This is a genomic window from Microbacterium azadirachtae, from assembly GCF_025583665.1.
GTDB classification, from domain to species: Bacteria; Actinomycetota; Actinomycetes; order Actinomycetales; family Microbacteriaceae; genus Microbacterium; species Microbacterium azadirachtae.
In genome coordinates this window covers 2,074,429-2,098,628 of the sequence record NZ_CP099706.1, presented here as the reverse complement: position 1 = coordinate 2,098,628, position 24,200 = coordinate 2,074,429, and the positions used below count along the sequence as shown (strand labels likewise).

At 70.8% G+C, this 24,200-nt stretch carries 23 protein-coding genes and 1 tRNA gene; 17 read left to right on the top strand and 7 right to left on the bottom strand.

The window, feature by feature from the left end:
• Positions 1 to 68 precede the first annotated feature (68 nt).
• From NFX31_RS10005 to NFX31_RS09995, 3 genes are read left to right on the top strand one after another with little or no spacing between them, the layout of a single operon-like run.
• Positions 69 to 1,619 (top strand): M81 family metallopeptidase, encoded by a 1,551-nt coding sequence (locus tag NFX31_RS10005; RefSeq protein WP_338101516.1) that lies wholly within the window; start codon positions 69 to 71, stop codon positions 1,617 to 1,619.
• Positions 1,616 to 2,965, top strand: a complete 1,350-nt coding sequence (locus NFX31_RS10000) for an alpha-L-fucosidase (protein ID WP_262955612.1) — start codon at positions 1,616 to 1,618, stop codon at positions 2,963 to 2,965. The genes NFX31_RS10005 and NFX31_RS10000 overlap by 4 nt, the downstream gene beginning before the upstream one ends.
• On the top strand, positions 2,962 to 3,693 hold the full coding sequence (locus NFX31_RS09995; RefSeq protein ID WP_045251854.1) for a copper homeostasis protein CutC: 732 nt from the start codon (positions 2,962 to 2,964) through the stop codon (positions 3,691 to 3,693). Before NFX31_RS10000 ends, NFX31_RS09995 begins: the two co-directional genes overlap by 4 nt.
• A gap of 88 nt (positions 3,694 to 3,781) precedes the next feature.
• On the opposite strand, the gene NFX31_RS09990 is transcribed toward NFX31_RS09995, so the two are convergent.
• Positions 3,782 to 4,786 carry a hypothetical protein gene (locus tag NFX31_RS09990; RefSeq protein ID WP_262955611.1) on the bottom strand — a complete coding sequence of 335 codons (1,005 nt, stop codon included), beginning with the start codon at positions 4,784 to 4,786 and terminating at the stop codon, positions 3,782 to 3,784.
• An 88-nt stretch (positions 4,787 to 4,874) separates the two neighbouring features.
• On the opposite strand from NFX31_RS09990, the gene NFX31_RS09985 reads away from it, so the two are divergent.
• From NFX31_RS09985 to serA, 3 genes are all read left to right on the top strand, one after another.
• Positions 4,875 to 5,399: a hypothetical protein gene (locus NFX31_RS09985; RefSeq protein WP_262955610.1), complete on the top strand. Its 525-nt coding sequence runs from the start codon at positions 4,875 to 4,877 to the stop codon at positions 5,397 to 5,399.
• The gene (locus NFX31_RS09980) at positions 5,396 to 5,725 is read left to right on the top strand and encodes a hypothetical protein (RefSeq protein WP_082072453.1); all 330 of its coding nucleotides are present in this window, start codon (positions 5,396 to 5,398) and stop codon (positions 5,723 to 5,725) included. Before NFX31_RS09985 ends, NFX31_RS09980 begins: the two co-directional genes overlap by 4 nt.
• Positions 5,726 to 5,881: 156 nt before the next feature.
• A complete protein-coding gene (gene serA / locus NFX31_RS09975; RefSeq protein WP_262955609.1) occupies positions 5,882 to 7,513 on the top strand; it encodes a phosphoglycerate dehydrogenase in 1,632 nt (543 codons plus the stop codon).
• A gap of 106 nt (positions 7,514 to 7,619) precedes the next feature.
• On the opposite strand, the gene NFX31_RS09970 is transcribed toward serA, so the two are convergent.
• Complete coding sequence (locus NFX31_RS09970) at positions 7,620 to 8,165, bottom strand: TetR/AcrR family transcriptional regulator (RefSeq protein WP_262955608.1); 546 nt, start codon at positions 8,163 to 8,165, stop codon at positions 7,620 to 7,622.
• Between the two features lie 67 nt (positions 8,166 to 8,232).
• Here NFX31_RS09970 and NFX31_RS09965 point away from each other — a divergent pair, with 67 nt between their 5' ends.
• From NFX31_RS09965 to NFX31_RS09925, 9 genes are all read left to right on the top strand, one after another.
• Positions 8,233 to 9,771 carry an MFS transporter gene (locus tag NFX31_RS09965; protein ID WP_045251857.1) on the top strand — a complete coding sequence of 513 codons (1,539 nt, stop codon included), beginning with the start codon at positions 8,233 to 8,235 and terminating at the stop codon, positions 9,769 to 9,771.
• Between the two features lie 98 nt (positions 9,772 to 9,869).
• Positions 9,870 to 10,931 (top strand): 3-isopropylmalate dehydrogenase, encoded by a 1,062-nt coding sequence (locus NFX31_RS09960; protein ID WP_262955607.1) that lies wholly within the window; start codon positions 9,870 to 9,872, stop codon positions 10,929 to 10,931.
• Positions 10,932 to 10,982: 51 nt separating this feature from the next.
• Positions 10,983 to 12,095, top strand: coding sequence for a branched-chain amino acid aminotransferase (locus NFX31_RS09955; protein ID WP_045251859.1), 1,113 nt, complete (start codon positions 10,983 to 10,985; stop codon positions 12,093 to 12,095).
• 77 nt (positions 12,096 to 12,172) lie between these two features.
• Positions 12,173 to 13,231: a phosphogluconate dehydrogenase (NAD(+)-dependent, decarboxylating) gene (gene gnd, locus NFX31_RS09950; protein ID WP_091477218.1), complete on the top strand. Its 1,059-nt coding sequence runs from the start codon at positions 12,173 to 12,175 to the stop codon at positions 13,229 to 13,231.
• A 26-nt stretch (positions 13,232 to 13,257) separates the two neighbouring features.
• Positions 13,258 to 14,037, top strand: a complete 780-nt coding sequence (locus NFX31_RS09945) for a fumarylacetoacetate hydrolase family protein (RefSeq protein WP_045251861.1) — start codon at positions 13,258 to 13,260, stop codon at positions 14,035 to 14,037.
• Positions 14,034 to 15,308, top strand: coding sequence for an MFS transporter (locus NFX31_RS09940; protein ID WP_262955604.1), 1,275 nt, complete (start codon positions 14,034 to 14,036; stop codon positions 15,306 to 15,308). The genes NFX31_RS09945 and NFX31_RS09940 overlap by 4 nt, the downstream gene beginning before the upstream one ends.
• A 134-nt stretch (positions 15,309 to 15,442) precedes the next feature.
• The gene (locus tag NFX31_RS09935; protein ID WP_262955603.1) at positions 15,443 to 16,993 is read left to right on the top strand and encodes a S53 family peptidase; all 1,551 of its coding nucleotides are present in this window, start codon (positions 15,443 to 15,445) and stop codon (positions 16,991 to 16,993) included.
• 126 nt (positions 16,994 to 17,119) lie between these two features.
• Positions 17,120 to 18,625 carry a glutamate--tRNA ligase gene (gene gltX, locus NFX31_RS09930; protein ID WP_262955602.1) on the top strand — a complete coding sequence of 502 codons (1,506 nt, stop codon included), beginning with the start codon at positions 17,120 to 17,122 and terminating at the stop codon, positions 18,623 to 18,625.
• Positions 18,626 to 18,739: 114 nt separating this feature from the next.
• Positions 18,740 to 18,814 (top strand) — tRNA-Gln (locus tag NFX31_RS09925).
• Between the two features lie 130 nt (positions 18,815 to 18,944).
• On the opposite strand, the gene NFX31_RS09920 is transcribed toward NFX31_RS09925, so the two are convergent.
• A complete protein-coding gene (locus NFX31_RS09920; RefSeq protein WP_045250317.1) occupies positions 18,945 to 19,382 on the bottom strand; it encodes a VOC family protein in 438 nt (145 codons plus the stop codon).
• A gap of 181 nt (positions 19,383 to 19,563) precedes the next feature.
• Positions 19,564 to 20,247: a TetR/AcrR family transcriptional regulator gene (locus tag NFX31_RS09915; protein ID WP_045250318.1), complete on the bottom strand. Its 684-nt coding sequence runs from the start codon at positions 20,245 to 20,247 to the stop codon at positions 19,564 to 19,566.
• A 121-nt stretch (positions 20,248 to 20,368) separates the two neighbouring features.
• Here NFX31_RS09915 and NFX31_RS09910 point away from each other — a divergent pair, with 121 nt between their 5' ends.
• Positions 20,369 to 20,938, top strand: a complete 570-nt coding sequence (locus tag NFX31_RS09910) for a DUF4386 domain-containing protein (protein ID WP_262955601.1) — start codon at positions 20,369 to 20,371, stop codon at positions 20,936 to 20,938.
• A 3-nt stretch (positions 20,939 to 20,941) separates the two neighbouring features.
• On the opposite strand, the gene NFX31_RS09905 is transcribed toward NFX31_RS09910, so the two are convergent.
• The 3 genes from NFX31_RS09905 to NFX31_RS09895 all read right to left on the bottom strand — a co-directional run bounded on the left by NFX31_RS09905 (position 20,942) and on the right by NFX31_RS09895 (position 22,282).
• A complete protein-coding gene (locus tag NFX31_RS09905) occupies positions 20,942 to 21,298 on the bottom strand; it encodes a hypothetical protein (RefSeq protein WP_045250320.1) in 357 nt (118 codons plus the stop codon).
• Entirely contained in the window at positions 21,295 to 21,744 is a 450-nt protein-coding gene (locus NFX31_RS09900) for a hypothetical protein (protein ID WP_045250321.1), read from the bottom strand. Before NFX31_RS09900 ends, NFX31_RS09905 begins: the two co-directional genes overlap by 4 nt.
• 166 nt (positions 21,745 to 21,910) lie before the next feature.
• Positions 21,911 to 22,282 carry an MmcQ/YjbR family DNA-binding protein gene (locus tag NFX31_RS09895; protein ID WP_045250322.1) on the bottom strand — a complete coding sequence of 124 codons (372 nt, stop codon included), beginning with the start codon at positions 22,280 to 22,282 and terminating at the stop codon, positions 21,911 to 21,913.
• 189 nt (positions 22,283 to 22,471) lie between these two features.
• Here NFX31_RS09895 and NFX31_RS09890 point away from each other — a divergent pair, with 189 nt between their 5' ends.
• Positions 22,472 to 24,199, top strand: a complete 1,728-nt coding sequence (locus NFX31_RS09890) for an amino acid permease (RefSeq protein WP_082072257.1) — start codon at positions 22,472 to 22,474, stop codon at positions 24,197 to 24,199.
• The last annotated feature ends 1 nt before the right edge of the window (position 24,200 follow it).

The following is a 24,200-nucleotide window of genomic DNA, read 5'->3' as shown; positions in this document are numbered from 1 at the left end:
GAGGAAGACACCCGCCCATGACAGCGTCCACCGCGCCGCACCCCCGCCCCGAGGCCGACACGGTCTGGATGGGTCCGCTCCCCGTGGTCGAGGAGGGCGGTCTCGCGCGGCCCCGGATCGGCATCGCGGGGATCTCGATCGAGTCCAGCACGTTCTCGCCGCACGTCTCGGGCGACGAGGCGTTCACGATCCGCGAGGGTGCGGAGCTCCTCGGCTACTACCCGTTCCTCGACGAGGGACGGGAACTGCGCGAGGCCGCGGAGTGGGTGCCGATCCACCACGGTCGCTCCCTGCCCGGCGGGGCGGTGGCACCGCAGACCTATCAGCGGATGAAGGACGCGATCCTCGACGGCATCCGCGCCGAGATCGAGTCCGGTGGGCCGTTCGACGGCTTCTTCTTCGACATCCACGGCGCGATGAGCGTCGTCGGGATGCAGGACGCGGAGGGGGATCTCGCCGCAGCCGTGCGGGACGCGCTCGGCGACGACGTGCTCGTGTCGACCTCGATGGACCTGCACGGCAACGTCTCGGAGGTGCTGCGGGACGCGCTCGACCTGCTCACCTGCTACCGGATGGCGCCGCACGAGGACTGGATGAACACCAAGGAGCGCGCGGTCTGGAACCTCCTCGCTCGCCTGCGGGGGCGGCACGGATCCGATCCGCTGCAGCGTCGTCCGTTCAAGGCCTGGGTGCCGGTGCCGGTGCTGCTGCCGGGGGAGAAGACGAGCACGCGGCTCGAGCCGGCGCGTGGGATCTACGCGCAGGTGCCCGACGTCGAGGCGCTCGACGGCGTCGTCGATGCCGCGATCTGGGTGGGCTACGCCTGGGCCGACGAGCCGCGCAACATGGCGATCGTGATGGTGACCGGCGACGACCGCGAGGTCATCGCGCGGGAGGCCGAGCGCCTGGCCCGGCGGTACTGGGACGCGCGCGCCGACTTCGTCTTCGTCGGGCCGACCGCGACCCTCGGCGAGGCGCTCGACCGCGCCCTGGCCCCCGAGGCGGCGCGCCCCTGGGTGATCTCCGACTCGGGCGACAATCCCACCGCCGGCGGCGCCGGCGACGTCTCCTGGACGCTGGGCGAGCTGCTCGCCCGTCCCGAGCTCGCCGAGCCGGGCCGCGTCGTCGTGCACGCCTCGGTCTTCGACCCCGCGGCGGTGGCGCAGGCGGCGGCCGCCGGCGTCGGCGCGACCGTGAGGCTGGAGGTCGGCGGCAGAGTGGATCCGGGTCCGCGCGGGCCGGTGACGATCACCGGCGAGGTCTTCTCCGTCACGGACGGCGACCCCGAGGCCGGCACCCAGGTCGTGATCCGCGCCGGCAGCGTGCACGCGATCGTCACCGAACGGCGCAAGCCCTTCCACCACCTCGACGACTTCCGCATGCTCGGCCTGGATCCCGAATCCGCGGATGTCGTGATCGTGAAGATCGGGTACCTCGAGCCCGAGCTCTACGACCTCGCCGCGGACTGGACGCTCGCCCTCACGCCGGGCGGCGTCGATCAGGACCTGCTGCGCCTCGGCCACCACCGGCTCGCCCCCGGCGTGTTCCCGTTCGACACCACCGGCACTCCCGCGCTCACCGCGCATGTGAGCCGCCGCGGAGAGGAGCTCCCCGCATGATGAACTTCGAGAAGCGCACCGGCCCGGATCTCGGCGCGGACGCACCCGTCTACCCCGCGCAGGGCGTGCCGGACTGGTACCGCGACGCCAAGCTCGGCTTCTTCGTGCACTGGGGCCTGTACTCGGTGCCCGCCTGGGCGGTGCAGCACGGGGAGGGAGTGAACATCCCGACCGAGGACGCCTACGCCTGGCACCAGTACGCGGAGTGGTACGGGAACACCGTGCGGATCGCCGGAAGCCCGACCTGGGAGCGCCATCAGCGTCTGTACGGGCCGGGCACCTCGTACGAGGACCTCGCGGACCTGTGGGACGCGTCCTCCTTCGACCCGGACGCGTTCGTGGGCGAGCTCGTGGACGCGGGCGCGCAGTACATCGTGCCGACGACCAAGCACCACGAGGGCTTCTGCCTGTGGGGCACCGGCACCACCGGGTTCAACGCCGTCGCCCGCGGGCCGCGGCGCGATCTCATCGCCGAGCTGCACGACGCGACCCGACGGGCCGGGGCGCGCTTCGGGGTGTACTTCTCCGGGGCGCTGGACTGGCACGCGAGCGACTTCCCGCCGATCGAGTCCGACACCGATCTGTTCCGCCACCGACGCAACGACATCCCCTTCTCCCGTTACGCCGCCGCGCAGCTCGACGAGCTGGTCGAGCGCTTCTCGCCCGATCTGCTCTGGAACGACATCGAGTGGCCGGACGGCGGCAAGGGACGCGACGACTTCGCGGTCGCCGCGCTGCTGCAGCGCTACTTCGCGCAGGTGCCCCACGGGGTCGTCAACGACCGATGGGGCGTGCCGTACCACGGCTTCCTGACGCGCGAGTACACGCACATCCCCGGGATCCTCGATGCGCCCTGGGAGTCGACGCGCGGTCTGGGCTACTCCTTCGGCTACAACCAGGCGGAGGACGAGCGGCAGACGCTCTCCGGGCCGGATCTGATCCGGATGCTCGTCGACGTCGTCTCCAAGAACGGCAACCTGCTCATCAACGTCGGCCCCGATGCGGCTGGGCGGATCCCGGAGCTGCAGCGCCGCACCATGCGCGAGCTGGGGGCGTGGATGCGCACGAACGGCGACACGATCCGCGGCACCCGGCCGTGGCTGCGCTTCGGGGAGGAGTGCGGGGAGCCGCGCCGGTACACCCGGTCGGCGTCCGGCGTGCACGTGCATGCGCTCGATCCGCGGTCCGGAGAGATCCGTCTTCCGGCGGAGCTCTCCACCGGAGATGCGCGCTGGGCCGACGGCTCCGCGGCGGAGTCGGCCGTGCAGGACGACGGCGTGCGCGTCGTGCGGGTCCCGGACGCCCTCCGCGCCGAGCCGGTCGCCACGCTCACGGTCTCGCCGTGACGGCGGCTGCTCTCGAGATCGCCGTCGACGGTCCCGCGGGCGCGCGGACCGCGTTCGCGGCAGGGGCGGACCGGGTCGAGCTCTGCCAGGCGCTCGCGGCGACGGGAGGGCTGACGCCGTCCGCCGCCACCGTCGATGCCGTGCTGGCCGCCGCGGGCGCCCCGGAGCGGGTCGCCGTGCTCGTGCGACCGCGCGGCGGCGGCTTCGTGTACACCCCGGAGGAGGTCGCGCTCGTCGCCGAAGACATCGCCGAGGTGGTGCGCCGCGGCGCGGGCGGCGTGGTGGTCGGCGCGCTGACCTCCGACGGCGCCGTCGACCTGCGCGCCCTCGACCGGTGGCGACAGGCCGCCGGTGACGCCGAGCTCGTCTTCCACCGGGCCATCGACGCCATCGCGGAACCCGCGTCGATCGTCGAGGATCTCGTGGTCTGCGGCGTGCGGCGCGTGCTCAGCAGCGGGCGCGCGGCCCGCAGCATCGACGGGCGGGCCGCTCTGCGTGCGCTCGTCGCGGAAGCGGGCGGGCGCCTTCAGATCATGGCCGGGGGAGGCGTGCGCGTCGAGGACATCGAGGCGCTCCTCGCCTGCGGCGTCGACGCGATCCACCTCTCCGCGCGGCAGCCCTCGGGCGACGACGCGCCGAGCGGCCCCGGCGGCGGGGTGCCCGGTTTCGACGTCACGGACGCCGATATCGTCCGCCGTGCGGCGGCGGCGGTGCACGCCCGGTCGTGAGTCCCGGCCGCTGCCCGGAAAGACGAGAGCGCGACGCCCCGTGTGCGGACGTCGCGCTCTCGTCGTCTCGGCGGTCAGGCCGGGTCGCTCACGGCGTGGTGGTCGGCGCGGGCGTGGAACCGGACGAGGAGGCGTCGGGCACCGAGATCGGCGCCTGAGTGCCGTCGGCCCACACCGGAGCCGGCAGCGTGGTGCCGGTCTTGCCGTCTCGGATGGCACGCAGCGCATCGGCGATCGCGGGCGAGTTCTCCGGCACGGGGAGTCCGCACTTGCGCAGCTCCGAGGCGAACTCGAGGGTCAGACGCGTCTTGCCTGCCTCGACGGCCTGCGCGGTCGTCCCCGTGCGCTTGTCGCTGCCGGTCTGGATCGCCGGCACCTCCTCGCAGACGTGGTAGACCGTGCCGCCGTCGACCCAGACGACCTGGTCCTTGCCGAGCAGCTGGATCACGGTCGACTGGTCGGCGGTGTACTGCTCGACGGACGGTGGTGTGAAGTCGATGCCCAGCACGACGGCGAGGGCCGCGAGCGCGATGCCCACGATGCCGGCGATCGTCTTCTGACCCTTGTCCATGTCCTTGTTCAGGAACACCAGGATGATGAGCGGCACGAAGGCGATGATCGCGATGATCGCGCCGAGCTGGTTCTGCACGAAGAACCGCACGGTGTCCGAGCGGCGGGCCGGGTCGAGGCGATTGGCCTTCTTCCACAGGAAGGATCCGGTGATGGAGAGCGCGGCGATCACGACGAACAGCACGAGCAGCGTGATGAACGCCCACTGCGGGAAGGTCGTCGTCGCGCCCTGCTGCTCGAGCAGACCCGTGTCGGGGTTGCGGACGTACTGGCCGTCACCGCCGGTCACCTGGCGCTGCCGGAGCAGCCAGAAGATGCCGACGGCCTCGGCGGCGATCGCGACGGCCCAGAGCACCACGGCGATCCAGCGCAGGCGGGTCGCGGTCGCCTTGGCCTCGGGAGTGGGCGTCCAGCCGGCCGGCGGATCCGCGGGGCCGTCGGCCGGGGCGGCGGATGCCGCCGCGGCGGGTGCGGGTTTGCGCGCCGCGCTGCGGGCGGGCTTCTTGCTGCTGTTCTCAGGCACGGTGGTCCTTCCCTTCCCCCTGATGCTGGACCTGAGCCTAGCGGCGGCGAGGCCGCGCGCGGGGGATATCGCTCGCTACGCTGGACACATGACGAGCGATCCGGACGACGCGCTGCGCTGGGAGGGCGACGAGCCCGAGGCGCCGACCGCCCCCGCGGCCCGCACTCCTGCCGCCGCCCCGCCCGCACCGGTCGCAGACGAGGCCGCGCACGACGAGGCGCCCGCGACGGAGGCGGCCGCCGACGCGGGGGCGGCGACGGTCGCCGAGCGCTCGGCGGCACCGGGCGACGCCGAGGAGGAGGCGGACGAGCCCGCCGGCGTCGGCAACGCGGCGCTGGTGTTCTACGGCATCATCGGCGGCGTCTACCTGCTCTTCGCGGCGGGCTGGATCGTCGGCGGCCTCCGGCTGCGCCCGCGCGCGTCGCTGCTGCTGGGAGACTGGACCTACTTCCCGTGGATGTGGCTGGCCGCCCTCGCCCCGGTGCTCTGGTTCGCGGCGACCTGGGCGCTGACGCGCGGCAAGGCCTCGTGGATCCGGATCCTGGCCTTGGTCGCCGGCGCGGTGCTGCTCGTGCCGTGGCCCTTCGTGATGTTCGGGACGGTGGGAGCATGAGCGCCGAGACGATGACGACCCTGGATCCGCGCCGACCCCGCTGGATCCTCTACACGCTCCTGGGCGTGTTCGGGCTGCTCTACGCATACGCGGTCTGGAACGCCGTGGCCTACATGATCCCGCTGGTGGGCATGGCGCTCGACGCGACGACCTGGGTGGCGCTCGTGCTCGCGATCGCGATGCCCGTGATCGTGTTCGTCCTGGCGGTCGCGCTCACGCGGCGCCGTGGGCTCGGCGCGGTCGCCCTGGTGCTCCTGGCCGGGCTCGGCGTGGTGGCGGTGTTCTGGCTGGATGTGGTCGGGTACACCCTCTCAGGCGGGCACTGACCTTCTCAGGCGGGGACCGACCGTCTCGGGCGGGGGTCGACCGACGGCGTCACACGGTCCGGGGGCGCGTGCGCACTCCGGTAGAGTGTTCGCACCATCGCGCCCCGACGGTGCGGCGCATCCGGATCCCCCTTCCCAGCCCCGAAGGATCTCTCTGTGCCCGAGAACGCCGTGAACACGTCCGCCCGCAAGCCCGTCGTCCTGCTCGCAGAGACGCTCTCGCCCGCCACCGTGGACGCACTCGGTCCCGACTTCGACGTCCGCTCCGTGGACGGCACCGACCGGGAGGCGCTGTTCGCCGCGCTGGCCGACGCCGACGCGGTGCTGATCCGCTCGGCGACCAGGATCGACGCCGAGGCGCTCTCGCACGCGCCCGTCCTGAAGGTCGTCGCCCGTGCCGGCGTGGGCCTGGACAACGTCGACATCAAGGCGGCCACCGCCGCCGGCGTCATGGTCGTGAACGCGCCCACCTCGAACATCGTCTCGGCCGCGGAGCTCACGGTCGGTCACATCCTCAGCCTCGCGCGGCGCATCCCCGCCGCGCACGCCTCGCTGTCCGCGGGGGAGTGGAAGCGCAGCTCCTACACCGGCGCCGAACTGTTCGAGAAGACGGTCGGCATCGTGGGCCTCGGCCGCATCGGCGCCCTGGTCGCCGCGCGCCTGGCGGCGTTCGACATGCGCGTGGTCGCCTACGACCCGTACGTCACCAGCGCGCGGGCTCAGCAGCTCGGCGTGCAGCTGCTGAGCCTCGACGAGCTCGTCGCAGAGAGCGACTTCCTGACGATCCACATGCCGAAGACGCCGGAGACCACCGGGATGATCGGCGCCGAGCAGTTCCGCGCCATGAAGCCCACCGCGTACGTCGTCAACGTCGCCCGTGGCGGCCTCATCGACGAGGAGGCGCTGCTGGTCGCGCTGCAGAACGGCGAGATCGCCGGCGCCGGCCTGGACGTCTTCACCTCCGAGCCGCCGGTGGAGGGATCCGCGGCCCGCGCGCTCACCGCGCAGCCGAACGTCGTGGTCACCCCGCACCTGGGCGCGTCGACCGACGAGGCCCAGGAGAAGGCCGGCGTCTCGGTCGCCCGCTCGGTGCGCCTGGCGCTCGGCGGCGACCTCGTGCCCGACGCGGTGAACGTGGCCGGCGGCGTGATCGACCCCTACGTGCGTCCCGGCATCCCGCTCACCGAGAAGCTCGGCCAGATCCTCTCCGGCCTCGCCCAGTCGCCGCTCACCAGCCTCGACGTCGAGGTGCACGGCGAGCTGAACGGGTACGAGGTCGGCGTGCTGCGTCTCGCCGCGCTCAAGGGCGTCTTCACGCCGATCGTCAGCGAGACCGTGTCGTACGTGAACGCGCCTCTGCTCGCGGAGCAGCGCGGCGTCGCCGTGCGTCTCGTGCAGGACGACGTCAGCGAGGAGTATCGCAACGTCATCACGCTGCGCGGCGCGCTCGCCGACGGCAGCCAGGTGTCGGTCTCGGGCACGCTGACCGGCCCCAAGCAGATCGAGAAGCTCGTCGCGATCAACGGCCATGCGGTCGAGCTGCCGATCGAGAAGCACCACGTCGTGATGCTCTACACCGACCGCCCCGGCATCGTCGCGGTCTACGGTCAGCGCTTCGGCGACGCCGGGATCAACATCGCCGGCATGCAGATCGCGCGTGAGACCGCGGGCGGCCAGGCGCTCAGCGTCCTGACCCTCGACTCGCCCATCCCCGAGACGCTCCTCGACGAGGTGCGCGAGGCGATCGACGCCGACCTGTTCCGCCAGATCGAGCTCGTCGAAGCCTGACGCCCCCGCCCGCGAGCGGAGCGAGTCGAAACGCGGTGCCCTTGCGAGGGTGCCGCGTTTCGTCTCGGTCGCCTGCGGCGTCCTCGCTCAACGACCGGGGGAGAGGTCAGCTCGCCACCGACCGGAGCACCAGAGCGACGAGCGCGTCCAGCTCGGCGCCTGAGGGGACCACGTCGTCGGATCCGTCCGCATCCACGGCGTTGTTGAAGAACAGCCCGTCGCTCAGCAGCATCACGAGGTCGAGCGCAGCCTGATCACGCACGTGGGGGCGGATCGCCTCGGCCGACTCCTCGCGCATGCGGTGCAGCGCCTCGGTCGCGGCGGTGCTTCCGCCCTGCGCCAGGCGCGTCGCGGCGATGATCGCCCGGTCGAGGTCGTCGTCCATCATCACCGAGGTGCGCAGGTAGTACTCGACCGGTCCTTCCGGCGCCGTGCGGATCCTCTCGACGTCCTCGATCCCGAGCCGCTCGAGGCGCGCGATCATCGCTGCCGCGAGCTCGTCCTTCGAGGCGAAGTGGTACAGCAGCCCGCCCTTGGAGACGCCCGCGGCGCGAGCGACGGCGTCGAGGGTCGCGGCGCGCTCTCCGTCGGAGATCAGCATCGCCTCGTAGGCGTCGAGAACGCGCTCGCGGGCATGCGGAGGTCTGGCCATGTCTGTTACTATACCAGCTGGACGGTTAAGTTATCCGTCGCCACATCGAAGAACCGAGAGGTGCACCATGTCCGCAACAGCGTCGATCTCCCTGCCGGGGACCGAGGAAGGCCCCCGCGTCGGCGCACGCGGCTGGGCGGCGCTGGTCGTGCTCATGCTGCCTGTGCTGCTCGTCTCCGTCGACAACACCGTGCTGTCGTTCGCGCTGCCCGAGATCTCCACGGCCCTGCGGCCGAGCGGTGTCGAGCAGCTGTGGATCATCGACGTCTACCCGCTCGTGCTCGCCGGCCTCCTGGTGACCATGGGCACGCTCGGCGACCGCTTCGGTCGTCGCCGTCTTCTGCTCATCGGCGCCACCGGATTCGCTCTGGTCTCCGCTCTCGCGGCCTTCGCTCCCACCGCGGCCCTGCTGATCGCTGCACGCGCGGCACTGGGCTTCTTCGGCGCGATGCTGATGCCCTCCACCCTGTCGCTGCTGCGCTCGGTGTTCCAGAACCGCGACCAGCGCCGTCTGGCGATCGCGATCTGGGCGGCGGCGTTCTCTGCCGGCTCCGCGCTCGGCCCCATCGTCGGAGGCCTGCTGCTGGAGCACTTCGCGTGGGGCTCGGTGTTCCTCGTGGCGGTGCCCGTGCTCATCCCGCTGCTCATCCTCGCGCCGATCCTCGTGCCGGAGAGCCGCGACCCGAACCCCGGCCGCATCGACCCGATCAGCATCGCGATGTCGATGGCGACCATGGTCCCCGTCGTCTATGCGATCAAGGAGTTCGCAGTCCACGGCATCACCCCGCTCGTGGTGATCCTGGTCGTGCTCGGCGTCGGCGTGGGCGTGCTGTTCGTGCGCCGTCAGCTGCGCGCGGAGACCCCGATGCTCGACATGGCGCTGTTCCGCCGGGGGATGTTCAGCGGCGCGATCCTGGTCAACCTCCTCAGCGTCGTCGCCCTCGTCGGCTTCCTGTACTACGTGTCGCAGCATCTGCAGCTCGTGCTCGGGCTCAAGCCCGTGCAGGCGGGACTCGCGCTCATCCCGGGTATGGCCATGATGATCGTCTCCGGTCTGATCGTCGTCCCCATCGCGCGCCGGGTTCGGCCGCAGGTGCTCGTACCGGCGGCACTCGTGTTCTCGCTGGCCGGCTACCTGGTGGTGGCCTTCACCACGCACGCGCACGGCGTCGCGCCCCTGATCGTCGCGTTCGTGCTGCTCGGCATCGGAATCGGTGCCGCGGAGACGGTGTCGAACGAGCTCATCCTGGCGGCGGCCCCGCCGGAGAAGGCGGGAGCGGCGAGCGCCGTGTCCGAGACGGCGTACGAGCTGGGCGCGGTGCTCGGCACCACGATCCTCGGCGGCATCATCACCGCGTTCTACCGCAACTCCCTCGTCGTCCCCGACGGAGTGCCGGAGGCTGTGGCCGCACGTGCCACCGAGACCCTCGCGGGGGCGTTCTCGGCGGCCGCGCAGCTGCCCGACGCGCTCGGGGCGGCGCTGCGGCAGGCGGCGGCCGAGGCGTTCGGCACCGGCGTGATGGTCACCTCGCTCATCGGCGGACTGCTCGTGATCTGCGCCGCGGTGATCGCGGCGCTCACGCTCGGCCGCCGCCTCGGCCGCTGAGCGGGGTTCCGCGCCGCGGATCCGCGACATGCGTGCATGGGGGATCCCTCGCGCCCGATAGCCTGGGATCCTCCACCCGCAACGATTGAGGAGCGTCCGTGTCCGAAGCCTCGTCCCGTGTCGTCAAGCTGGCCGTCATCCCCGGTGACGGGATCGGCCCCGAGGTCGTCGCGGAGGCGGAGAAGGTGCTCGACGCGGTCGTCGCCGACAGCGGCGTGACCTTCGAGAAGACGCGGTTCTCGCTCGGCGCCGGCCGGTTCCTGGAGACGGGCGACACGCTCACCGACGAGGACCTGGATGCGATCCGCGCGCACGACGCGATCCTGCTCGGCGCGGTCGGCGGGCAGCCGGGGGATCCGCGCCTCAAGGACGCGAACATCGAGCGCGGTCTGCTGCTCAAGCTCCGTTTCGAGCTCGACCACTACGTGAACCTGCGTCCGTCGAAGCTGTACCCGGGGGCACCGGGTCCGCTGGCGGATCCGGGTGAGATCGACTTCGTCGTCGTGCGCGAGGGCACCGAGGGTCCCTACGTCGGCAACGGCGGGGCGATCCGCAAGGGCACTCCGCACGAGGTCGCGAACGAGACCAGCGTCAACACCGCGTTCGGTGTGGAGCGTGTCGTGCGCTACGCGTTCGCCCTCGCCGAGAAGCGCCGCAAGAGGCTCACGCTCGTGCACAAGACCAACGTGCTCGTGCACGCCGGGGCGATCTGGAAGCGCGTCGTCGACGAGGTGGCGCGGGAGCACCCCGATGTGGCCGTAGACTACCTGCACGTCGATGCGGCCACGATCTTCCTGGTCACCCACCCTTCGCGCTTCGACGTGATCGTCACCGACAACCTCTTCGGGGACATCCTCACGGATCTGGCCGGCGCCGTCACCGGTGGCATCGGCCTCGCCGCCTCGGGCAACATCAACCCCGACGGCGCGTTCCCGTCGATGTTCGAGCCCGTGCACGGCTCGGCACCCGACATCGCGGGTCAGCAGAAGGCCGACCCCACCGCGGCGACCCTCTCGGTCGCCCTGCTCCTGGACCACCTGGGGCTCGGCGCACAGGCCGCGCGCGTGCAGCGCGCGGTCGAGGAGGACATCGCCTCGCGGGAAGGCACCCGCACCACCGAACAGACCGGCGCGGCGATCATCGCCCGGCTCCAGGCGTAACCTGAAGTCACGCGCACGACGCCGTCCCCTTCGACCTGTCAGGACACACTCATGACCATCGAACTCCCTCTTCAGGCACCGTCTCCCGCCGGACTCATCTGGCGGGTCACCCGCAACGAGGAGCCGCGCTCGGACGCCGAGCGCGAGACGATCTTGCAGAACCCCGGATTCGGGCAGTACTTCACCGACCACATGGTCGACCTGTGCTGGTCGGAGAAGGGCGGGTGGCACCGCCCCCGCGTCTCGCCGTACGGCCCGATCGAGCTCGACCCGGCCGCCGCGGTGCTGCACTACTCGCAGGAGATCTTCGAGGGCCTCAAGGCGTATCGTCACGCGGACGGATCGGTGTGGACCTTCCGTCCCGACCGCAACGCCGCCCGCCTGCAGCGCTCGGCCGCGCGCCTCGCGCTGCCCCCGCTGCCCACCGAGCTGTTCATCGAGTCCCTCAAGCAGCTGGTCGCCGTCGACTCCTCGTGGGTGCCCAGCAATCCCGAGGAGAGCCTGTACTTCCGCCCCTTCATGTTCGCGAAGGAGGCGTTCCTCGGCGTGCGCGCGGCGAAGAAGGTGGCCTACTACCTGATCGCCAGCCCGGCCGGCGCCTACTTCCCCGGCGGCGTGCAGCCCGTCAACATCTGGCTGTCGCGCGAGTACGCGCGCGCCGGACACGGCGGCACCGGCGCGGCCAAGACCGGCGGCAACTACGCCTCGAGCCTGCTTCCGCAGGAGGAGGCGTACAAGAAGGGCTGCCAGCAGGTGCTGTTCCTCGACGGGGACTACATCGAAGAGCTCGGCGGAATGAACCTCGTGCTCGTCACGCGCGACGGCAGGCTGCTCACGCCCGCGTCGGACTCGATCCTCGAGGGCATCACCCTGGCGTCGATCCTGGAGCTCGCGAAGGATCGCGGACTCACGGTCGAGCAGCGCAAGCTCTCGATCCAGGAGTGGCGCGACGGCGCCGCATCCGGCGAGATCGTCGGCGCGTTCGCGTGCGGCACCGCCGCGGTGGTCGTGCCGATCGGGAAGCTCCTGGCCGACGACTTCGAGATCGTGCACGAGGGCCCCGAAGCGACCGAGCTGGCGATGTCGCTGCGTGAGGAGCTCACCGACATCCAGTACGGCCGCCGCGAGGACACCCACGGCTGGCTCGTCCGCCTGGACGCCTGAACCCCGGCACGACGCACGCCGCTTCCGACGCGGAGGCGGCGCACGAACCGCGATCCCTGACAGGAGAGGACCCTGCTATGAAGCTGGCCATGGTCGGACTCGGACGGATGGGGGCGAACATCGTGCGCCGCCTCATGCGCGGAGGGCACGAGTGCGTCGTCTACGACGTCAACCCGGATGCCGTCGCCGCCCTGGTCGCGGAGGGGGCGATCGGCGCGACCGACTACGCCGATCTCGCGGCCAAGCTCGACGGCCCGCGCGTTGTCTGGCTCATGATCCCCGCCGGGCTCACCGGCCGGGTCGTCGACGAGCTCAGCGAGGTGCTGCAGCCCGGCGACATCCTGATCGACGGCGGCAACTCGAACTACCGCGACGACGTGCGCCGGGCCAAGGCGCTGCGGGAGAAGGGGCTGAACTACGTCGACGTCGGCACCAGCGGCGGCGTCTTCGGCCTCGAGCGCGGCTACTGCCTCATGGTCGGCGGCCCGGACGAGGCGTTCGCGACGATCACGCCGATCCTGAAGACGATCGCGCCGGGAGCCGGCGAGATCGAGCGCACGCCCGGTCGCACCGGCGAGCTCACGGACGAGGAGCTCGGCTTCCTGCACTGCGGCCCTTCGGGGGCCGGGCACTTCGTGAAGATGGTGCACAACGGCATCGAGTACGGCGTCATGGCCGCCCTCGCCGAGGGCCTGAACCTGCTGGAGAACGCCGACGCGGGCATCCGCGAGGCGGAGCACTCCGCGGAGGTCGCGCCCCTGGAGGAGCCGGAGTACTACCAGTTCGACATCGACACCCCCAAGGTCGCCGAGCTGTGGCGCCGCGGATCCGTCATCTCGTCCTGGCTCCTCGACCTGACCGCAGCCGCGCTGCAGGGCAACCCCACGCTCGACGGCCTCGCCGGCCGCGTGTCCGACTCGGGCGAGGGGCGCTGGACGGTCAAGGCCGCGGTCGACGTGGGCGTGCCGGTCCCGGTGCTCGCCGCGTCCCTGTTCGAGCGGTTCGCCTCGCGCGACGAGGATCTGTACGCGAACAAGGTGCTCTCGGCGATGCGCCTGCAGTTCGGCGGGCACAAGGAGCTTCCCGCGGGCGACGTGCTCGAGGCGGGCGGCAACAAGGCCGAGACGACGAGCTGATCGCGCGCCGTCGCTAGGCTGAGCCTGTGAAGATCGCACGGTTCAGCCACAACGACGGCATCAAGTACGGGATCCTCGACGAGGCGGAGCTGGTCGTGCTGGCCGGCGATCCGATGTTCGCGGGCTACGAGACCACGGGGGAGCGCGTGCCGCTCGTGGACGTGGCGCTGCTGGCGCCCGTGATCCCGCGCTCGAAGGTGGTCTGCGTCGGCAAGAACTACCACGACCATGCGGCCGAGATGGGCGGCGAGGCTCCGGCCGAGCCGCTGCTGTTCCTCAAGCCGAACACGTCGGTGATCGGCCCGGGAGACACGATCGTGCGCCCGACCGCGCTCTCGGAGCGCACCGAGTACGAGGGCGAGCTCGTGGTCGTGATCGGTCGCATCGCCAAGAACGTGTCGGCGGAGAACGCGCACCAGTACGTCTTCGGGTACACCGTCGGCAACGACGTGACGGCCCGGGATCTGCAGCGCAAGGACGGCCAGTGGTCGCGCGCCAAGGGCTTCGACACCTTCTGTCCGCTGGGTCCGTGGATCGAGACCGAGTTCGACCTCGACGCCGCGGAGCTCACCACCCGGCTCAACGGTGAGGTGCGCCAGCACGCGCCCCTCACCGACATGATCCACTCCGTCGCCGACGTCATCGCCTACGCCTCGGCCGTGTTCACGCTCCTGCCCGGAGACGTGATCATGACCGGCACCCCGGCCGGGGTGGGCGCCTTCGAGGCGGGCGACGCGGTCGAGGTCGAGATCAGCGGCATCGGCACGCTCCGCAACGCCGTGCGCGACGCGCTTCCCGCGTCGTGACCGGCGTCGTCCTGTCGCAGGCCGACCGGATCCGGATCCAGCGCCGCACTGTCGGCATCCTGTCCTTCGGGCAGGTGCTCGGCGGGGTCGCGTTCGGCGCCACGGTGTCGCTCGGCGCGCTCCTGGCGAAGGACATCTCCGGCAGCGACGCCCTGTCGGGGCTCGCGACCGCATCCGTCACGCTCGGTGCTGCGCTCGCGGCGATCCCGCTCGCGCGTCTGGCGAGCACCAGAGGGCGCCGCTTCGCGCTGACCGCGGGAAACCTGCTCGCGCTCGTCGGCATCGCGATCGTGATCTCGGCCGCCGCGGTGCGCTCGTTCCCGCTCCTGCTCACCGGCATCGTGCTGATCGGCATGGGCAACGCCGGCAACCTGCAGTCGCGCTTCGCCGCGACCGATCTCGCAGACCCTGCGCATCGCGGGCGCGACCTGTCGATCGTCGTCTGGGCGACCACGATCGGCGGCGTCGCCGGACCCCTGCTGCTGGGCGCGGGGGAGCAGCTGGGGCGCGCGATCGGCATGCCGGTGCACACCGGGTCCTACCTGTTCTCGCTCGTGGCGCAGATCGCGGCCTTCACGCTGTATCTCGTCGCGCTGCGGCCGGATCCGCTGCTCGTCTCCCGCGAGCTCCCCGAGACCGCATCCGCCGCCGGGGTCGTCGAGCGCGTCGACCGTCCCCTCGCCGCGCGCTACGCGATCTTCGCGGTCGCCGGCTCGCACGTGACGATGGCGTCGGTGATGGCCATGACGCCGGTGCACCTCGTGAACATGACGATGGCAGGCATGGACCACGGCGCCGGATCCCTGGGCTCGCACCCGATGGCGGACGTCGACGTGACGGTGCTGGTCGGGGTCACGATCGCCCTGCACGTCGCCGGGATGTACGGCCTCTCTCCGGTGTTCGGCATCCTCGCCGACCGGTGGGGCCGCCTGCGCACCGTATTGCTCGGACAGGCGCTGCTGGTCGTCTCGCTGTGCTTCGCGATGTTCGCAGGGGAGACCGCGTGGGGCGTCATGGTCGCGCTGATCCTGCTGGGGCTGGGCTGGAGCGCGGCGACCGTCGCCGGCGCCGCACTGCTCACCGAGGCCTCGGCGCCTGCGCTGCGCACCCGCCGTCAAGGACGCAGCGACTCGCTGATGAGCCTGAGCGCGGCGGGCGGCGCGGTGCTCGCCGGCGTCATCCTGCAGAGCTTCTCCTACGCGGGGCTCGCGATCGCCGCGCTCGTCGTGGTGGTCGCGATCGTCGTCCTGTCGCCCTTCGGCCGGCGCTGAGACGGCAGGTCTCGAGCCGACCTTATGAGACGGCTGAACATCCGGTAGCAGCGCGCTGATGCGGGTGTAGCGTCTTGCTCGGTCCCGGCGCGCCGACCCCGTGCGCCGGGTGATCCGTCAACAAGGAGGTTGGCATGTCCCGAATGAGGACCCTCGGCGCCGTACTCGGCGTCTCCGCGATGGCCGGCGCGACCGCGCTCGCCCTCTCACCGGTAGCCTCGCCACCCCCGGCGGCCGCGGCAGTGGTTCCCTTCGCCGCGCAGGCGCCGGATTCGGCCTTCACATCGCAGGCCGATGCCGGAGGACCTGCCGCCTGCACCAGGCCGGCTCCCGACAACCGCGTGTCCACGACGATCCACTGCTACACGCCCGACCAGCTGCGCGCGCACTACGGCCTCGGCCCGCTCGCCTCCAGCAACGACGGCGCCGGTCAGACGATCGTGCTCGTCGACGCATACGGCAGCCCGACGGCGGCCGACGACCTGAACTTCTTCGCGCAGACCTTCGGAGGTCCCGCCCCCGACTTCGAGGCCGTGTCGCCACTCGGCACGCCCGACTACAAGAACCCGACGGGGAAGGGCGTCGGCCAGTCCGGCCCGAACTCCGCCGCCGGCTGGGCGGGAGAGGCCAACCTCGACGTGCAGTGGGCGTACGCGATGGCCCCCAAGGCGCACATCGTGCTGCTGTCGACGCCGCCGGCCGAGACGCAGGGCGTGCAGGGCGTGCCCAACCTGATGAAGGCCATCGACTGGGCGATCCAGAAGTACCCCTCCGGCACGGTGTTCTCGATGTCGTTCGGCACCGACGAGCAGACCTTCGGATCCGCGTCCGCGGCGAAGAGCCAGTTCGCCAAGTTCGACCAGACCTTCCAGCGCGGCCTCGCCAAGGGCGACACGTTCTTCGCCTCCTCCGGCGATGACGGATCCACCGGCTACGTCCGCTCGCACCGTGCCGGCACGGTCGGCTCCACTCCCGAGGTCAGCTACCCGAACGTCTCGCCGTACGTGACGTCGGTCGGCGGCACCCAGGTGCAGTCCGGATGGACGTGGAACCCCACGCAGGACGTGCCGTATCTCGCCGGCGGCGCCCGCAACCCCGCGTACTGGGGCTGGAACGCCGGGGGTGAGAGCGAGGCCGTCTGGAACGAGGGCGGCTTCCAGATCGGCACTGGCGGCGGTCTTTCGACCGTCTACTCCCGTCCCGCGTTCCAGGACGGCGTCGCGGGCGTGGTCGGCACCGCGCGCGGCGTTCCCGACCTCGCGTGGAACGCGGCGGTGAACGGCGGCGTGCTCGTGTTCCACTCCTACTTCCCGAGCACCGAGGGCCCCGCGGCCTGGGGCGTCTACGGCGGCACGTCGGCGGCCTCGCCGCAGGCGGCGGCGGCCACGGCGATCGCCAACCAGGCGCGCGCCGCCGCCGGGAAGGGCCCGATCGGCGACCTCAACAAGGCGCTGTACAGCGGATCCTTCGACAAGTCCGCGGCGTTCGGCGACATCGTCCCGCTGCAGTACGGCACGACGCCGAGCGGCGACCTCGCGAGCAACCGCATGTGGGCACTGGCCGATGACGGATCCCTCACCCCGAACGCCGTGCCGGGGTACGCCACTACAGGCGGCTACGACCTCACGACCGGCTGGGGCGCGCCCCGGATGCCCGGCTACGTGGATCAGCTCGTCGCGCAGTAGCGCCACCCTCGGTTTCGAGGAGCGATGTCCGCTCCGACCTCGTCCGATCCCGGACGGACATCGCTCCTCGAAACCAGGATCCGCCGTCAGGGGGAGCCGGACGCCCGCAACTAGAATCGAAGGGCTATGGCTACTCCCGATCCCCGCACCACCACTGCGTCCGGTGCCGACGTCCGCGTCCGCTTCTGCCCCTCGCCGACCGGTCTGCCGCACGTCGGCATGGTCCGCACCGCCCTCTACAACTGGGCGTACGCCCGGCACACCGGCGGCAAGCTCGTGTTCCGCATCGAGGACACCGACGCTGCCCGGGACAGCGAGGAGAGCTTCCGGCAGCTCGTCGACGCGCTCACCTGGCTCAAGATCGACTGGGACGAGGGCGTCGAGGTCGGCGGCCCGCACGGGCCCTACCGGCAGTCCGAGCGCGGCGACATCTACCGCGAGGTGATCGAGAAGCTCGTCGCGTCTGGAGCCGTGTACGAGAGCTACTCGACCGCGGAGGAGATCGACGCCCGCAACGAGGCGAACGGGCGGGCCAAGCAGCTCGGCTACGACAACCACGACCGTGATCTGACCGACGAGGAGCGCGCCGCGTTCCGCGCCGAGGGCCGCCAGCCGGCGCTGCGCCTGCGCGTGCCCGACGAGGATCTGACCTACGTCGACCTCATCCGCGGCGAGGTGACGTTCCCGGCCGGATCCTTCCCGGACTTCGTGGTCGTGCGTCCGAACGGCGCCCCGCTGTACACGCTGGTGAACCCGGTCGACGACGCGCTCATGGGGATCACCCACGTGTTGCGCGGCGAGGACCTGATGCCGTCGACCGCGCGCCAGCTCGCGCTCTACGGCGCGCTCATCGACGCCGGCGTGACGACGTTCGTGCCGCGCTTCGCGCACATGCCGCTGGTGCTGGGGGAGACCGGCAACAAGAAGCTCAGCAAGCGCGACCCGCAGGCCGACCTGTTCCTGCACCGCGAGCGCGGCTTCATCCACGAGGGTCTGCTCAACTATCTCGCACTGCTCGGCTGGTCGATCGGTCCCGACCGCGACGTCTTCTCCCTCGAGGAGTTCACGGCGGCGTTCGACATCGTCGACGTCAACCCGAACCCGGCTCGCTTCGACCAGAAGAAGGCCGAGTCGATCAACGGCGACCACATCCGCCGGCTCGAGCCCAAGGACTTCGCCGAGCGGATCCTGCCCTATCTCGCGGCCGCCGACGTGTTCGACGGCGAGCCCACTCACGAGCAGATCGTGCAGGCGTTCCGGGCTGCGCCGCTGGTGCAGGAGCGCGTGCAGCTGCTCGGCGAGGTGCCGGGACTGCTCGGCTTCCTCTTCGCCGATCAGGTGTCGTACGACGAGGACGCGCTGAAGGGCCTGCCGGACAACGCGGCGGAGGTGCTGACGGCGTCCGCCGCGGCCCTCGAGCCGCTCGAGACGTTCACGCCCGAGGCGATCCAGGACGCGCTCTCCGCGGCGCTCGTCGACGAGCGGGGCCTCAAGCCGCGCGTCGCCTACGGCCCGCCCCGCGTCGCGCTCACCGGCCGCCGCGTGTCGCCGCCGCTGTTCGAGTCGATGGAGCTGCTCGGCAAGGACGAGACCCTGCGCCGCCTGCGCGCGCTGGCCGAGTTCCTGGGCTGAGAGAGTCCGGATCGGGGCGGGGGAGCGCGACGCGCGCGGGATCCCGCCCCGGTTTGGATCCCGGGATAAGCTCGGGTAAGCTTGACTCTCGGTGCGAGGCCCAGGTTTCGCCCTTGGGGTATGGTGTAATTGGCAACACGGCTGATTCTGGTTCAGTTGTTCTTGGTTCGAGTCCAGGTACCCCAGCCAACAGAGAAGGCCCGGAAACACTGAGGAAGATCAGTGATCCGGGCCTCTGTCGTTCCCGGCGGTGTCTGGATATCGCGGCGCGGATCCAGCGCAGTCGTGCTCGCCTTCCTGCGGGCATGACCTCCGCGCTTCAGCGAAGGCTCTGCGCGAGTCCGACCAGGATGTCCTCGGGGCCGCGGATGTAGCAGAGCCGGTAGATGTCCTCGTACTGCACGACCTCGTCGCTCACGAGGCGGGCGCCGTGGGCTTCGATCCTGGCAAGGGTCTCGTCGAGATCGTCGACCTCGAACATGACGCGGAGGTAGCCAAGCGCGTTGACGGGAGCGTTGCGGTGGTCGGCGACGATCTCCGGCGCGAGGAACCGCGACAGCTCGAGGCGGCCGTGACCGTCGGGGGTCCGCATCATGGCGACCTCGACGCGCTGGTCGCCGAGGCCGGTCACGCGCCCGGCCCACTCGCCCTCGGCCATGGCGCGGCCTTCGAGCTCGAGGCCGAGCGCGGCGAAGAAATCGATGACCGTCGAGAGATCCTCGACGACGATGCCCATGTTGTCCATCCGTATGCTCATCTCAGCGCTCCTGCTCGTCGGAGCGCGCCTCGGTCAGCACGGTGGTGACATGCGCACCGAGGTCCGAAGGCTCGCGCTCGATCTCGTTCATCGGCCTCACCCTATGCCCGTGGGGTGCCGGTGACCCTGCTGTCGGCGCGACGGGGCGCGTCTCCCTCGCACTTCTGCCGCCTCCGCGCGCTCAGAACGGCGCCTCGCGAGTCCATCCGCTCTCGTGCAGGCGTTGCGTGCCGTCGAGGATGAGATCCAGCGCGAACGCGAACTCGGCGTCGTCGTCGCACGCTTCGCCGGCATGAGGAGACGCCGTGGCCATGTGCACGATCGCGGGGTAGGAGGCCGCGAAGTCGGTCATCGCCCGGGCTCGCTGCTCAGGATCCTCGGGCAGCTGCGGTGTCGGCAGCACGTCGCGGGTGAACCCCCACATGCGCGTGGAGAGCGCGTGCATGGTGTGGTGCACGAGGTCGGCCGAGAGCCCGCCTTCGAACATCCCGGCCATCAGCGCGTCCATGTGGTGGAGCGTCTGCGGGGTGGCCAGAGGGCGGGACTCGATGGCTTCGCGGGCCCATGCGTGCGCGGCGAAGATGCTCCGCGCCGCGAAGACGCGAGCCCGGGTCGATTCCCGCCAGTCCGCGCCGGAGCGGACGTCGGGAATGCTGCCGATCACCCGGTCGAGCATGTGGTCGATGAGCTCGGAGTGATGGGCGACGTGCTTGTAGAGCGCCATGGGTGTGACGTTCAGGTGCTCCGCGACCCCGCGCATGCTCGCTCGATCCAGCCCGTGCGCGTCTGCAAGGGTGATCGCCACGTCGACGATGAGGTCGCGATCAAGACGTGTGCGCTGCGGTCGAGAGGATCGGGTTGACACGTATACATAGTATACCTACGATGACCTCATGCAAGCTTACGCCGTATACCGAAACGACCATCGGGCATCCGCCTCTCACGTGGCCCGGCAGCACGCCCGTGCCGCAGGCATCCTCTATCTCGTGACCCACGCGACGTCCGTCCTCGCCGTCGTGGCGTACGGAGCGGGATTCGTTGCCGCAGGCGTCACTCTCGAGTTCGGGCTCGCGATCGGCTGCGCCGGAACCGGGGTGCTCCTGTGGAACCTGCTGCGGGCGTCCGGGCCTGTCCGCGCAGCGACGTTCGCCGCCCTTCGCGCGGTGGAAGCGGCGGTCATCGTCGCCGGCGCGTTGCCGATGCTCGCGATGATGTGGTCGCACGAGACATCGGGACCCGTGGCGGAGCTCGCGTCGGCGATGCACACGGCGTCGTTCCTGATCGGGCAGGGCCTCGTGATCAGCGTCAACACGATCGTCCTCGGCTGGCTCCTCTGGGATTCGCGCGCGGTGCCGCGCGCGCTCGCCGCGCTCGGCGTCGGGGGAGGGGGCCTCGTGCTGATCAGCAACCTGTGTCAGCTGTGGGGTGTCATCCCCCTCAACGGACCCATCGCAGGCGGGGCGGCGCTTCCTGTGTTCGCGTTCGAGCTGTGGTTCGCGATCTTCCTCATCGCGCGTGGTCTTCGGACGCCGCAGGAGCCCGTCGGGGCGCGCTGAACGTCATCCCGCCGCAACGACGTCCGTCTGCGACGCGGTGCTTCGGCTCATGCGGCGGGAAGTGAGGTATCCGAGAAAGCGTCGCCGGGCGAGCTCGACGGTCACCACTGCGGGAACGGACCCCGCCTGCAGCACCGCCAGGGGCCACAGGCCCTGCCCGATCCACACGAGGCCGAGGATCGTCGCGGAGAGCCAGCAGATGGCTCCGGCGCTGAGCAGGGTGGCATGGTCCCTTCGCAGCGAGAGGATCACCAGGATCACGGCGACCACGCACATCCCCGCGCTGAGGACCCCGAGTCCGAAGTAGATCGCATCGACGGCGTGGGCGAAGGCGGCGAACGCCTGCTCCTCCGGGGTCACCGCCGGGCTCCGTCCGCGCGGGAGCCTTCGCGCGCGCCGGCGCCGGTCCGCTCGGCGGCGAGCTCCTGGCGTCGCCGCTCCCGCAGGGCCGGAAACGCCGAGCTGGTGGGATCCATCGACATGTACGGGCGGATCGCGCCGATGCCGGCCACCGTCGGGATCACGTGCTCGCCGTCGCGCCGCAGGTACCCCCGCGACAGCAGGTGGTTCAGCGCGCGCCGCGTCCTCCAGCGGTGCAGCAGACCCTGGCCCGCGCCGCGCGCGAGCAGCCCCTCCACGGACATGCGTTCCGCATCCGCGATCTGATTGAGCGTCATCCACGCGTGGGTCGGCAGGCTGGCGGCGAACGTCCTCCCTCGCGACAGGGCGCGCTGGATGCCCTCGTCCAGCTCGGACGTCAGGACCGGGGACTCGACGCGGGTCTCGGCGTCGTACTCAATGCTCACACCACAGGAGACACGTCGAGGGAGGTTCTATGACGCGGGTTCGCGCGGAATATCGCGATCGATCGACGGGGCATCCCGCTGTCCGTGCGGCGTCGCGCGAGCCCGCGGTGATTCGCGTGCAGAACGCGACATCGAGGACGCCAAACGGCGTCGTCGTTCCGCGCGCTCAGAGGCGGCCGAAGAGCTCCGGATCCACCGGACGCTGCGCGCGGGGGAGCTTCGCCACGACCAGCCGGTACGCCTCCGTGACGAGCTCCCGGACGAGGTCCTGCTCGAGGCTCCCGTCGGAGCGGAGGGTGATCCAGTGCCGCTTGTTCATGTGATAGCCGGGGATGATCGCCGGGAACGTCTCGCGCAGGGCCTCGGCGTCCTCCGGCGCCGCCTTGAGGGTCACCGACGTCCGTCCCATGGGGGACAGCGCCATGAACATCCGCTCGCGGACCCGGTAGACGTCGACCTCGGGGCCGAACGGCTGGTCGACGGTGACGCCGGGAAGCTCCTCGGCGCGCGTCGCCGCCCACTCCTGCAGCACGTCCATCGCCCACCTCTCCTCGCGTCGCGGTTCGATGCCGCCGTGATCGCTGCGGCGAGTCTACGGGGCGGCGCGCCGCCGTCCGTTGCCCTCAGTCCAGAAACCGTGCCATCCTCTGTACCACGTCAGCGCTGATGTACCGAGTCGTTCCGCGACCCGCTCACGGCGCCACCGGCGAACGACAAGGGGGAACACATGTCGCAGACGGAAACCACGGACCTCACACGCGGTCCGGACCACGGCGCCGAGCACGATGCGGAGCAGGCGGGCTACAAGAAGAGCCTGAACCGGCGCCAGGTGCAGATGATCGCGATCGGCGGCGCGATCGGCACGGGCCTGTTCCTCGGATCCGCGTCCCGGTTGCACAGCAACGGACCCGCTCTCGTGCTCAGTTACGCCTTCGTGGGCGTGATCGCGTACTTCCTCATGCGCGCCCTCGGCGAGCTCGTGCTGTACCGGACGACCTCCGGGGCGTTCGTGTCATGGATGCGCGAGTTCTTCGGCGAGAAGGCGGCCTACTACACCGGCTGGATGTACTGGACGAACTGGGCTCTCACCGGCATCGCGGAGCTCAGTGCCGTCGGCCTCTACATCCAGTACTGGTGGCCGCAGATGCCGACGTGGGCCACGGTGCTCATCGCGCTCGCGGTGGTGCTGGTGGTCAACCTGCTGTCGGCGAAGGCCTTCGGCGAGTTCGAGTTCTGGGCCTCGGTCCTCAAGGTCGCGGCGATCATCGTGTTCCTCGTCGTCGGCGTGATCGTCGTCGCATTCAGCTTCGACGTCGGCGGACACCGTGCAGGCGTCCAGAACCTCTGGTCCAATCCGGGCGGATTCTGGCCGACCGGCGGCGGGTTCGCCTGGTACGGCCCGATCATCGTGATGTCGGGCGTGGTGTTCGCGTACGCGGCGATCGAGATGGTCGGCATCGCGGCCGGCGAGATGGAGGACCCCAAGCGCGAGGTGCCCAAGGCGGTCAACGCGGTCATCGTCCGCATCGCCGTCTTCTACTGCGGTGCCCTGCTGCTGCTCGTGTGCATCCTGCCGACCAGCGAGTTCACGCCCGGCATCAGCCCGTTCGTGACGGTGTTCGGCCGGATGGGGATGCCCTGGATGGCCAACGTCATCCAGGCGATCCTCATCGTGGCCGCGATGTCGTCGCTCAATTCCGGTCTGTACACGACGGGCAGGGTGCTGCGCAGCCTCGGCATGGCGAAGCAGGCGCCGGGCTTCACGCTCAAGATGAGCCGGTCCGGAGTGCCGTGGGCGGGCATCGTGATGACCGCGGTCGTCTACGTCTTCGGGTCGATCCTCAACGCCGTCAGCCCCGACGCCTTCGAGATCGCGCTCGAGGCCGCCTCCATCGCGGTCGTGTTCACCTGGGGCACGATCTTCGTCTGCCAGTTGCGGCTGCGCAGGCTCAGCGACAGGGGAGTGCTGCCTGCGAGCACGTTCCGTGCACCGGGCACGCCGTGGACGAGCTATCTGGGCCTCGCGTTCCTCGTGTTCGTGATCGTGGGCATGGCGATCTCGGGCTGGCAGGCGTCCCCGTACTTCTGGCACAAGACGGGCTTCGTCGTCGTGGTCGTCGGCATCCCGGTGCTTCTCGTCATCTTCGAGCTGGGATGGCTGATCGTGAAGGGCCGCGTGTCCGCGCACACCGAGGGGCGCATGCTCAGCAAGTGGACGGACACGGGCCTGCGCTACCCGCCGCAGCCGGCGGGACCGCGCACCGAGTCGATCGCAGCCATCGGCACCGTGCAGTTCGACGTGCACGAGCGGGATGAGGAGCACAAGGACCCGCACCATCGGGACGAGGGCATCGATCTCGGCCCGGTCGAGATCGGGATGCACGAGTGGGACAACCTCGAGGAGCCGGACAAGAACCCGCCCGGCGATACGGGCAAGGATGAAGGGGGACGGTGAC